The following is an 11,380-nucleotide window of genomic DNA, read 5'->3' on the forward strand; positions in this document are numbered from 1 at the left end:
GCGTGTCGGGCCGGAAACACCGATCTTGAAACAGTCCCGAGCCGCTGCGATTCGGGCAGCCGGTCGATCAGTCTGTGCGACTCGTCCAGGTAGGGGCCCGCGGTGCTGCTGGGTCAGCCCAGGGGCAATGTCAGGTATGCGGGACTGCCGTTGGGTGAGCTGATCGTTGTGGTGCTGCCGTCGACGCTCGCGTCCGAGTAGAGCGGGTCCTTGCTGGTGACGGTCAGTATCAGCCGGTGGCCCGGGGCCAGGTCGTAGCCGGCGGCCTGCAGCCTCCAGGTGATGTAGCGGTCCTGCCCGGGAGCCAGGTCGGTGAGTGTGTAGGGCTCGTGCGTGATGATGCGGGCCGTGTTGTCAGAGCTGACGTCGAACAGGTAGGCCACCAGGGTCGTGGACCGGGCCGAGCTGCGCACAGTCAGTGCGAGCTCGGGGACGCCTCGGATCCGGCGGGCCGCGTTGCCGTGGCTGTCTGCCGTGATCGGAGCGCTGGCCCAGACCGCGAGGTTCTGGCGGTCGAACTTGTCCGTGTTGTAGCTCTTCGGGTTGCCCTTCCACTCGGCCTGGCCGGTCGTGATGATGGCGTCCACCGCGGTGGCCTCGGTCAGCTGCCCGGCGGTGAACTCCCGCGTCCAGCCCGTTTCCGGAGCGGTGCGCAGACCGCCGTCACGGCTGCCCGACGCGGTGGCGGTCAGGTACCACCGCTCGGTGAAGGTGGTGACATCCTCCCAGGACGCCCTGGGCTCGCGGATGGCCGGTTCGGTGATGACGTCTTTCCCGGTCTGCGGATCGGTGCTGGTCCGGTAGGTGAACATGATCTGGCTGTTGACCGGGGACCAGCCGGGTACGTCGTTGGCGAGCCCGCCCACATAGTGGTCCAGCCAGGCGAATGCCTCGTCGACCGGCAGGTTCGGCCCGCTGAACGGGATGGTCAGGCCGGCGCCCTCGGGCGCGGAGTGGTCGCCGATCCACAGGTTCAGCCGCTTCGRCACGGTCAGCCGGTCGAAGTGCTCGACGACCTGGTTGCCCGGGAACAGCGTCTCGTGCCAGGTGTTGGAGAAAAACGTGGGAATGCCGCGGGCATTGGTCTGCTCGACATACGACGACGGCGCCCGCTCCGTGCCCCATGCCACTACGTCGTCGAGGTTCTGGCCGGCCTGGAAATCCGCCAGGATCTGCTGGGTGGCAGCGTCGAACTTCTGCTCGACCGGGCCGCCGGTGAAGTTGATCAGGGCGGTCACCGCCGCCAGATGCCGGGTGTCGTGCTGGTAGAGACTCGTGGCCAGGTTGCCCCAGGTGCTCAGGGCCACGACCGCCTTCACGCGCCTCGCCGGATCGTTCGCCGCGACCAGCTGGCTGATACCCRAACCGTACGATTCGCCCAGGAAGGCGATCCGGCTCGGGTCGAAGTGCTGCTGGGCGTAGTCGATGACGGTTGAGCCATCGGCCCAGTCCGAGGGCCCGGCCACATCGATCGTGCCCTCGGAGGTGAACGGGCTGCCGGTGAAGCCGATTCCACGCGGGGTGTAGGCCAGCACGTGGTAGCCGCGCAGCGCCAGCTGGAGGTACGTGTACTCGAACAGGGCCCAGCCGAAGGGCGTCCAGCCCGAGGGCACGATCACCACGGGTCGGGGTTCCGAGGTCCTGAGCCTGATCGTGTGCGCCGACAGCCGTACTCCGTCGGTGGCGGTGATCCGGGGAAAGTCGACGCTCGCCGTCTGCCGCACCTGCTCCGTCAGCTTCTGGAGATCAGGGGTCAGCAGCGCCTTCTCAGCCGTGCCGCTCAGCGTGGCGATCAGCGCCTGCGCGACGTTGACGGCGGCCGGGTCGAGAGATGTGGCCGAGGTATAGATGCCGCTATCGGCGATCCGGCTCAACTGTGCCGCGGTGACCGCGTTGATCGTGTCGTCTTCCTGCGGGTGGCTCACGAGGCCCGTCCTCTCACTGTCGCCGACCGAGCATGTGGGGCGGCCGGCACGTGCTGTCCGCCGGGGATCCCGGCATTTTCATGGTCTTTTTCTTCGTCGCGGCAAAGTGGATAGGACGTACGGAAGCGCATAAACCGCTCGGATACGAGCCGGGCGCTCCCTGAGCGCCACATGGCCAGGGGTCATCCCTGAAGTAGGAGGAGGCTCATGTCTTCAGATAAGCGGACTCCGCTCAGGGTTTGCGCACAAGCGGTCAAACCAGTCAGTTCCCAGATGATGTGTCCGTGGAGCCGGCTTTCGTTTCGAGGTTCTTGCCGGTCCTCGGGGCCAACGTGTACCGGCGGCCATTATCGAGGACGCCGCCATCCTTCCACGCGATGACGCTATCACGCAGCGTAGGCGTCGGTGGTTGCCGCGATGGCGCAACAGGCGGTCGACACGGTAGAGGTGGYGCGCAAGGCGCCAGGTCACGATCACACGCACGGCGAAGCATGCCGCAGGACCCGGCCCCAGCCAGGCTCATGGATCGAATGGATGCCCGTTCCGCGGCGGTTTTTCCTCCGGCGAGCTGAAGGCGCCGGCTGTGGTGTTTGGGGCGCTCACTCACCCAGGAGCCCCTGATCGACGACACCGTCGAGGTCGGCGAAGAACCGGTCGGAGTCGAGTGGCGCCTCGTGCGCGAACATCGCGAGCACCTGTGCCGCCGGGACGAAGGTCCGGCGTCGGAGCGGGACCAGTTCCGCGATGTCCGTGGCATGTCTCGGGAAAAGGCCAGCAGCCGGCAGCCCGGCTGTCATCCCACCCTCCTCCGGTCGGCCCACACGCATGGTCATGGTCAGTTTAATACCATGATCACAGTCGTTCCGCGACCATGATCGCGGTCGGTTTGAAGTCATGGTCACGGTCGTTCCGCGAACATGGTCACGGTCGTTTCGCGAACATGGTCACGGTCGTTTCGCGGGCATGACCGCGACGGGTCTGACGTTCCGGCGTTTCCGGGGCGGCCCTGTCACGGCGGAGCCGGGTGGGCCGGAGCGCTCCGGCCCAAGCTGGCGGTCCCCGAGGCCGAAGGATGTGAGTCCAGTGCTGTCCAGCAGCACTAAAACTCACATCCTTCGATGTCCGCCGACCCGATTTGGCGAAAGCGGCAGACGGCTTCTAACGCTGGGTGCCGCCGGGGTCGGGTGGGGTGGTGCGGGGGCCGGGGTGGTGGCGGCCGGTGATGATCCAGGTGCCGGCGACTGTCAGGAGGGCGAACAGCAGGAGGCCGGCGCCGAGGAGGGCGAGGAGGAGCGCGCGGTCGCGCAGGGGCAGGGCGCCGGTGAGGGTGATCTGGAGTGAGCCGACAGCGAACGCGATGGCCGCGGTGAAGACGGTGACGAGTTCGACGGCGCGGATGGCGGAGGTCTGGAGAGTCCGGCGGAGGTCCCGGTTGGCGGTGTCCTGGTCACGCCAGCGGGTCTGCTGGTCGCTGGTCCAGGCGGCGCGGTCGAGCCCTTCCTGGATCATCGCCCGCTCCCGTAGGTACTGCCCCTGGAGCAGTTCGTGGCTGATCCTGGCGCCGATCGCGGGCAGGAGCCGCAGCGCGGTGTCGATGGTGGCCAGCGCGTCGGTGTAGTCGCCGCACATGCGCTGTCCGCTGGCGAGGCGGAACCGGAAGAGGTGGTMGTCGGGGTACTCCGCGACGGCCTCGGCGGCGTGCCGGCGCAGCTGTTCGCCCTGGCCGGGGAACGGCGGGGCGGCCCACAGGGCGTTGAGGCAGACGTCGACGACGGCGCGGGAGCGCGGCGCCGTGCTCCAGGCGGTGTCGAGGAGCTCGAGCGCGTGACTGGTGGTGATGGTGCGGCTGCCGAAGGCGGCGAACGCGCGTAGACCCGTGAACAGCGGGTCGTCGCGGTGCTGGCCGGCGGCGACGGCGAGCAGGGAGGATTCGAGGAACTGGTGGAGTTCGTCGAACCAGAAGTTCGCGCGCAGCTTGCCGGCATGGTAAAGCGTGGCGAAGTAGCAGATGTCGGTGGAGCCCTGGAAGGTCTCGACGATCCGGCCGGTGGCGAGGGTGAGGTCGTGGCGGGACTCGACGGTGTCCTTGGTGATGAAGGCGTAGCCCAGCGACCACTTCTCGATGATGTCCGGGCGGACGGGCGGGTCGGTGTGGTCGTGTAGCCAGCGGGCGCAGCGGGCCGCGACCTCGACGGTGGGCTGGTGGAGCAGCCGGCGGCGCCAGTACCGGTCAGCGCAGATCAGCCAGGGGTCGGTGACGAAGTCCGCCGACGGGATGCGGAAGGGGGGTTCGACGTCCGCGTCGATCAGTTCGGCGGCGACCTCCTCGCAGACCCGGTCCAGCTCGCGGGAGTCGGCTGAGGCCACCCGGCCGAGTCGCGTGTTGATCGATGCGACGTCCATGTGCCCCCTCCGCTGGATCTTATCGGCATATCTATCACACGAATTCGACTCGGACTGATACACATTGCGAACATGTGGGTGGATGTGGTCACCGCGGTACACGCCGAATACGCCGGATACCTGCCGGCGGCGTGGGACTCGCTGCACCGCCAGCGCCATCCCCACTGGACGTGGCGGGTCCAGGTCGACGGGCCTCCCGGGGAGGTTCTCGACGCGCTGGCCGCCTGCGGAGCGGCGGACGACGGCCGGGTCCGGATTGCCGCGCACGGCACCGATGAAGGCCCCGCGGTCACTCGCAACATCGCCCTCGGCTCGTGCACCGCGCCGCTGGTGCAGAACCTCGACGCCGATGACGAGCTCGAACCCGGCGCGCTCGCAGCCCTCAGCGGCGCGCTCGCCACCCACACCCACGCCGGCTACGCGGTCGGCCACGCCCGCGACCTGCACGCTGACGGGACCCTGCGCACCGCGCCGCTGGCCGTGCCCGCCGGACCGCTGGCACGCGGAGCGCTCGCCGTCGCCTGGGCGTCCGCCTTACCCGACCGCACGCTGCCACCCGTACATCCGGCAGGGGTGATGTGGCGGCGGAACCTGCTTCTCGCCGTCGGGGGGTGGGCCGCGCTGCGCGGCGTCGAGGACACCGCGACCCTCATCGCCGGCTCCGCGCTCGCCACCGGCATTCTGCTCGACGTCCCAACGTTGCGCTACCGCCGCCACGACGCCCAGCGTTCCCGCCGGAACAGCAACTTTTCGGGGGGGGGGTCTCAGTATTTGCTTATTTGGCAGCGCGCCTCCCTGCTCGCGGCCGGACCTCCCTGGGAAGATTGGGACTGAGGGTTTCACCCCGACGTCCGGGTTCACCACCAGCTTCGGTCCGCGCCACGCGCACCGCCCCCCGTCCTCGTCCATCCCGGGTCAATCCGGGCTGAGATCGACGAATTTACCGTCGGCGGCCAAACCGCCACAGTGACACCCGCGCGCCGTGCTGGGAATCGGGTGCCTTTGCCGCGAGGAGCACCTTCCGCTGCTTTCGGACCGTCGGAGGTGCGAGGACGCCCACGTGCCGAGATGCTGAGGTGCACGGCCCGGTCGGCCGGTTGGGCTGGTCGGCCGGTTGGCTGGTCGGCCGGTTGGCGGACGATCGCGGCCGCTGACGGCGGTGAGGATGCGCGGTCTGGAGGGGGCCATGCCCAGGAGCCGACGTGCGCGCGGTGACGGGCGTACCCCTCGGCCATCCGACGGCGCCGACGGAGCCGGCGGAGCCGTCGACGTCCGTGGCGCCGGCGGTGCCGCCGCGGACCGGATACGGCGGCTGTTCGGGCGGATGGCGACGGCTGTTCGGCGTGTTCGGGCGCGGCTGCGGGGCAGCGCGGCGGAGGATCTGGCATCCAGGCTGCGTCAGGGTGATCTGATCAACGGCGCGATGAATCTCGCCGCGCTCATTCTGATGATGTTCTTTCCGTTCATCATCGCGCTGGCCGCGTTGTCACCGCTGCGCTCCGGGGGCGCGGCAGAAGTGATCATCAGGCGGATGGGTCTGAGTCAGGAGGCCGCGCAGGCCGTCGAACGGCTTTTCGCACCACAGGACGGGACGGTCCGCAACGGCTGGTCGATACTGGGCGCGCTCTGGCTGATTCTCGGCGGCCTGAGCCTGGCCACGACCGTGCAGTCCGTCTATGTCAGGGTTTTCGGGCTTCGGCCGCTCGGGCTTCGCGGTGTCCCGGCCCAGGTCGGCTGGCTCTGCGGGCTCATTGTCTTTCTCGCCGGCACCACCGCCGCCGGGGCGCTGCTCACCGGCACCATTCCCGGTCAGATCGGCTACGGCCTGCTCAACACCGCGGGGCTGTTGTTCTTTGTCTGGGCCGGTGTCAGAGTGCTCACTCTCGGCCGGCTCGGGTGGCGCGAGGCCTGGCCGGCCGCCGCGTTCACGACGGTCGGCCTGACCGGTCTGGGCGTGGTGGGCAGGCTGACCTTTTCCTCGTCCATCGTCGCGAACGAGCGGAACTACGGGAGCATCGGCGTCGTTTTCACGATTCTTTCCTGGCTGATCGGTTTTGGTGTTGTCCTCACCGGAGGGGCGATCGTCGGAATGTGGCACAACGAGACGCGGAAACCGGCCACCCGCATCATGAAGAGAAAACGTGCCAAACGGGATTCCGGCCGCGGCGGCCGGAACCAGAATCGGGAGTCCTGACGTGACCAGGTGCCAGGGCGGGCGTGTCGACCGATGACCCGCCGGACTGCCGGGAACCAGGGCCCCGGCGCCAGGGCAGGAGGAGCCGTCGTGGCGGGCCGGGCCGTTCTCCCCACGCTGGCGGCGGCGCAGTTCCTCATGACCCTGGACAGCTCGGTCATGAACGTGTCGATCGCCACCGTGGCCGCGGACGTCGGCACCACGGTGACCGGCATCCAGACCGCCATCACCTTCTACACCCTGGTGATGGCCGCATTCATGATCACCGGAGGCAGGCTGGGGCAGATCCTCGGGCATCGGCGCGTGTTCACCCTCGGCTGCGTCGTCTACGGCTGCGGGTCGCTGACGACCTCCGTCGCAGGGAACCTCGCCGTCCTCATGTTCGGCTGGTCGTTCCTCGAAGGGGTCGGCGCCGCGCTGATCATGCCCGCGGTCGTCGCCCTCGTCGCGTCGAACTTCCCGCCCGGGCAACGGCCGCGCGCCTACGGGCTGGTCGCCGCCGCCGGCGCGATCGCGGTCGCGGCGGGCCCGCTTGTCGGTGGTCTGTTCACCACCTATCTGTCCTGGCGCTGGGTTTTCGCGGGCGAGGTCCTCGTGGTGGGCGTCATCCTGTGGCTGACCCGGGGGATTGCGGCTACGCCCCCGACGACAGCGCCTCCGACGACGACGGCGGCGGCGGGCGGGCGTCTCGATCTCGTGGGCGCCGCGCTGTCCGCGACCGGCCTGGCTCTCATCGTGTACGGCGTCCTGCGGTCGGGGAGCTGGGGCCTGGTCCGGCCGGCGCCCGGCGCGCCCGTCTGGCTGGGGCTCTCACCCGTGATCTGGCTGATCCTCGCCGGCGGGAGCATCCTGCGGCTCTTCGTCTGGTGGCAGGAACGCCGGCTCGCCCGACGTGCTGCCGTGCTGCTCGACCCGGTGCTGCTGCGCGATCGGACGCTACGGGCCGGGCTCACGTCGTTCTTCTTCCAGTACCTGCTCCAGGCAGGCCTCTTCTTCGTGGTGCCGCTGTATCTGTCGGTGGCGCTCGGGCTTTCGGCGGTCGCGACCGGTGTCCGTCTGCTGCCGTTGTCCATCGCCCTGCTGGTGGCCGCCGTCGGTATTCCCAGAGTCTTCCCACGTGCCTCGCCCCGGCGCGTTGTCCGGAGCGGTTTCCTCGCCTTGTTCACCGGTATAACGATCATGATTGCCGCGCTCGACGTCGGCGCCGGGCCGGAGATCGTGACATGGCCGATGCTGCTCGCGGGCCTCGGGGTGGGCGCGCTCGCGTCGCAGCTCGGCAGCGTCACCGTGTCCGCGGTCGCCGACGAGCGCAGCGGCGAGGTCGGCGGGGTGCAGAACACGGTGACGAACCTGGGCGCCTCGATCGGCACCGCGGCGGCCGGCGCGGTGCTCGTCTCCGTGCTGACCACGTCGTTCCTCACCGGCGTCCAGCAGGACCCCGCCGTGCCGGCAGACCTGGCCACGCATGCCGAGGTGCACCTGTCCGAAGGCATCCCCTTCCTGTCCGACCAGGACCTGAAGACCCGCCTCGACGAGGCCGGCGTCCCGCCGGACACCGCCGAGGCGATCACCACCGACAACGCGGGCGCCCGCATCGACGGCCTGCGCGCCTCCCTGTCGCTACTCGCCGTCATCGCCCTGGCCGCCCTGTTCCTCACCCACCGCATCCCGTCCCGACAACCAGCCCCGACACCAACACCGGTCGGAACGTGAGAAAAGGAGATCACGACAACGAGGGGCAACTGGCTGCTGTAGCAGCCACTTACGTACTCGTTCCGGGCTCGGGCGGTTGTTGGTGGATGATCGGTTTGCGTTGTGTGGTTCCTGGCCTGGCCTGGCCTGGCCTGGCCTGTGGTCGGGGGCGGGTGACGGGAATGACCTGGAGCAGATGCTCGAGGCCGGTGAAGCCACCTGGGTTGACTGTGTACCGGAGCGCCCAGAGTTGTTGCGGAAGGTGTCCGTCAGCATGCTCCCGGTAGGTGAGACGGGCCTTCGTCAGGGGAGAAGGCATGGCGGTCGTGCTCCGGCTGGTGGCTTTCGGCGCCGCTGTCTCCGGCGTGACAAGCCCGCCGGATCCGTAGTTCGGATGCCTCCGGATCCGGCGCTCGCCCTCCTCCAGATCCGGCACTTACTCCCCTCCAGATCCGGCATTCACCCCCCTCCAAATCCGTAGCTCAYGCCCCTCCAAATCCGTAGCTCGGGTAGAGTCTCGGYCGTGAGCACGCGGTTGCGCGGCCTGGTGCCGCGGCGGCTGGCGCCCATCGTCGCGAGCCGGATGCTCGAGGAGTCCGTGGTCCTTCTTCAGGGCCCCCGGTCGGTGGGCAAGTCGACCCTGCTCAGAAACCTCGCCGGTGAGGTCGGCGCGGAGTTGGTCGACCTGGACGACGTGGCCATACGCGACGCGGTGGCCCGGGACCCGGGCACGTTCGTCGCGGGCCCACGACCGGTCTGTATCGACGAGTACCAGCACGTCCCGCTTGTCCTCGACGCGATCAAGGCTGAACTCAACCGTGACGGCAGACCCAGTCGCTTCGTTCTGACGGGCTCGGCCCGCCACGAGGCGTTGCCCCGGGCTGCCCAGGCGCTCACTGGCCGTCTGCACCGGCTGCCGGTCTATCCGCTGTCGCAGGGTGAGCTCCGGGGGGTTCACGAGCACCTGTTGGAGGACCTGTTCGCCGACCCGGCCGCCGCCGTGGCCGCGGCCCGGCCGTCGGTGACCAGCGGTGAGGAGTACATCGACAGCGTCACGGCGGGCGGGTTCCCGTCGGTGCTCGCGCGGGCCTCGCTCGCGTCGCGGAGTCGCTGGCTTGACGACTACGTCCGGCTCAGCCTCGAACGCGACGTGAGGGAGCTTGTCAGGATCCGCCAGGCGGCTTCGTTGCCGGTCCTGTTCGAGCGGCTGGCGGGCCAGACCGCGCAGGTACTCAACATCGCTCGGGCCGCGTCGAGCGTCCGTCTCGACGAGAGGACCGCGTACAGCTATCTACGGCTGCTCGAGGCGGTGTTCCTGCTTTACCGTCTCCCGGCGTGGGGGAACACGCTTACCACACGGTCCACGGCGTCACCGAAAGTCCATGTTCTGGACTCCGGGGTAGCGGCTCGGCTGCTGCGGCTGACACCGCGGAAACTGGCCGCCCGTAACCCGACCACGCTCACCGAGTTCGGACATCTCCTGGAGACGTTTGTCGTCACCGAGCTGCTCAAACAGGCATCCTGGACGGACTGGGTCAGCGGGGCCGGCCACTGGCGCACCCGTGACGGCGACGAAGTCGACCTTGTTGTCGAACGTGATGACGGGATGCTGGTGGCGTTCGAGGTCAAGGCTGCCGGTCGGGTACCGGGTGAGGATCTCGTCCCGCTCCGCAAACTCCGCGAAGCCACCGGCGACGCCTTCGTGGCCGGTGTCGTGTTCTACCTGGGAACACGCTCGTACACGTTCGAGGACCGCCTGCACATCCTGYCCGTCGACACGCTCTGGGCCCCGTAGGCGACCGGGGCCGTGGAGCCGCCTCCGCTGACTGACGGTCCGTCCGGTCAGGTCGCTGGTTGCCAGGCCGAGAGAAGGTCGGACGGGTCCTGCACGAGATTCGCCCTGGCCGGATCCAGCGGTGACGGTGAAGAACAGGTAGGGGGCGCCGGCCTGATCGCGGAACTTCTGCACGAGGCGTGACTTGCCTACCTGGCGGCGGCCTCGGATGGCGAGCGCCGTCCCGGAACGCGAGGTGGTGACCCCATCCAGCCGTTTCCGCAGGAGAGCGAGCTTGGCCGCTCGTCCGACAAAGCCCGTCGTCACACCTGAACCGCATCTATGTAGATGTCATCTACATAGATGCGTACTACCGAAGGGCGCGGCCGGGCATCTGGAGTCATCACGGAGGGTGTCCGGCCGCGGGTTCCCGGTGGGCGGGAAGGTTCTTCGCCGAGAAAACGGATCTCCGTGTACGAGTCCGCATGCCGTCGCGTTGGTGGCTGCCAAGATGGCGACTGCGCTGTAGTCGCATGACGAGAAAGGCTCCTACACCGGTGCGGTTCGATGCCGCCGTCGCGGTACGCCTACAGGCGTATGTGGCCACACATCCAGGTCTTTCCCTGTCATCAGCGGCGAACCGGCTGGTGGACGAGGGGCTGCGGACGACGGAACATCCCGGCATCACCTTCCGGAGTTTTCTGGCTCGTCCGTCCCCGCTCCTCTGCCGGCGCGCTCCGTGGCTGGGACGGACGACGCCCGCCCGCGTGGGCGGATCTTTCCGCGGGACGGCGCCCGGCCTGCGGGCCAGTCGAGGAACTCGGCGCCTATGTGCGGCAGATCACCGCTGATGACGGAGAGGAACCAGGGCATGCCATACCTGGGGGTCGTGCCATACCTGGAGATCGACGGCCTGGTTCGTCGGAAACTGCCGCGTCCCGGGCAGGATGGAACGGTGACCAGAGGCCCTGAGCTGATCGGCGGGGTGGAGCACCGCGTCATCCAGGTCGTCGACTACGACCCGGCATGGCCTGTGCGGTTCCAGGCGGAACGAGGCCGGATAGAAGCGGCGCTCGGCTCGCGGGCCCGGCGCGTCGCGCACATCGGCTCCACGTCCGTCCCGGGTCTTGCCGCCAAACCGATCGTGGACATCCAGGTCAGCGTGCCGGATCTGGAGGACGAGCCGGGCTACGTGGCGCCGCTCGAAGCGGCCGGGTACAGGCTTCGGGTCTGGGCCGCGGAGCATCGCATGGTCCGCACCCCGGATCTCGCGGTCCATGTCCACATCTGCCCGGTGGACCGGTAGATGTCAAGTCAAATGAGACAGTTGGTCGTTACTCGGTTGGCTTGGGACTGGCTGGTTGATCCACACGGTCTCGGGTAGACGGGGTG

Annotated in this window: 8 protein-coding genes; 5 read left to right on the forward strand and 3 right to left on the reverse strand. The window is 68.7% G+C overall.

Going from position 1 to position 11,380, the window contains the following annotated elements:
• Positions 1 to 113: 113 nt before the first annotated feature.
• The 3 genes from BL254_RS24130 to BL254_RS24140 all read right to left on the reverse strand — a co-directional run bounded on the left by BL254_RS24130 (position 114) and on the right by BL254_RS24140 (position 4,328).
• Positions 114 to 1,925 carry an alpha/beta fold hydrolase gene (locus BL254_RS24130; RefSeq protein ID WP_076845314.1) on the reverse strand — a complete coding sequence of 604 codons (1,812 nt, stop codon included), beginning with the start codon at positions 1,923 to 1,925 and terminating at the stop codon, positions 114 to 116.
• Positions 1,926 to 2,524: 599 nt separating this feature from the next.
• Entirely contained in the window at positions 2,525 to 2,722 is a 198-nt protein-coding gene (locus BL254_RS24135) for a hypothetical protein (RefSeq protein ID WP_235433839.1), read from the reverse strand.
• Between the two features lie 361 nt (positions 2,723 to 3,083).
• Positions 3,084 to 4,328, reverse strand: a complete 1,245-nt coding sequence (locus BL254_RS24140) for a hypothetical protein (RefSeq protein WP_076845316.1) — start codon at positions 4,326 to 4,328, stop codon at positions 3,084 to 3,086.
• 72 nt (positions 4,329 to 4,400) lie between these two features.
• Here BL254_RS24140 and BL254_RS24145 point away from each other — a divergent pair, with 72 nt between their 5' ends.
• The 5 genes from BL254_RS24145 (at position 4,401) to BL254_RS24170 (ending at position 11,294) form a co-directional block, all read left to right on the forward strand.
• A complete protein-coding gene (locus BL254_RS24145) occupies positions 4,401 to 5,162 on the forward strand; it encodes a glycosyltransferase (protein ID WP_076845317.1) in 762 nt (253 codons plus the stop codon).
• A 352-nt stretch (positions 5,163 to 5,514) separates the two neighbouring features.
• Positions 5,515 to 6,522 carry a ribonuclease BN gene (locus BL254_RS24150; protein ID WP_047225092.1) on the forward strand — a complete coding sequence of 336 codons (1,008 nt, stop codon included), beginning with the start codon at positions 5,515 to 5,517 and terminating at the stop codon, positions 6,520 to 6,522.
• Positions 6,523 to 6,555: 33 nt separating this feature from the next.
• Positions 6,556 to 8,235 carry an MFS transporter gene (locus BL254_RS24155; RefSeq protein WP_047225082.1) on the forward strand — a complete coding sequence of 560 codons (1,680 nt, stop codon included), beginning with the start codon at positions 6,556 to 6,558 and terminating at the stop codon, positions 8,233 to 8,235.
• Between the two features lie 502 nt (positions 8,236 to 8,737).
• The gene (locus BL254_RS24160; protein WP_083731363.1) at positions 8,738 to 10,009 is read left to right on the forward strand and encodes an ATP-binding protein; all 1,272 of its coding nucleotides are present in this window, start codon (positions 8,738 to 8,740) and stop codon (positions 10,007 to 10,009) included.
• Positions 10,010 to 10,943: 934 nt separating this feature from the next.
• Positions 10,944 to 11,294 (forward strand): GrpB family protein, encoded by a 351-nt coding sequence (locus tag BL254_RS24170; RefSeq protein WP_254858485.1) that lies wholly within the window; start codon positions 10,944 to 10,946, stop codon positions 11,292 to 11,294.
• Positions 11,295 to 11,380: the final 86 nt, after the last annotated feature.

The organism is Protofrankia sp. BMG5.30, from assembly GCF_001983005.1.
GTDB classification, from domain to species: domain Bacteria; phylum Actinomycetota; class Actinomycetes; order Frankiales; family Frankiaceae; genus Protofrankia; species Protofrankia coriariae.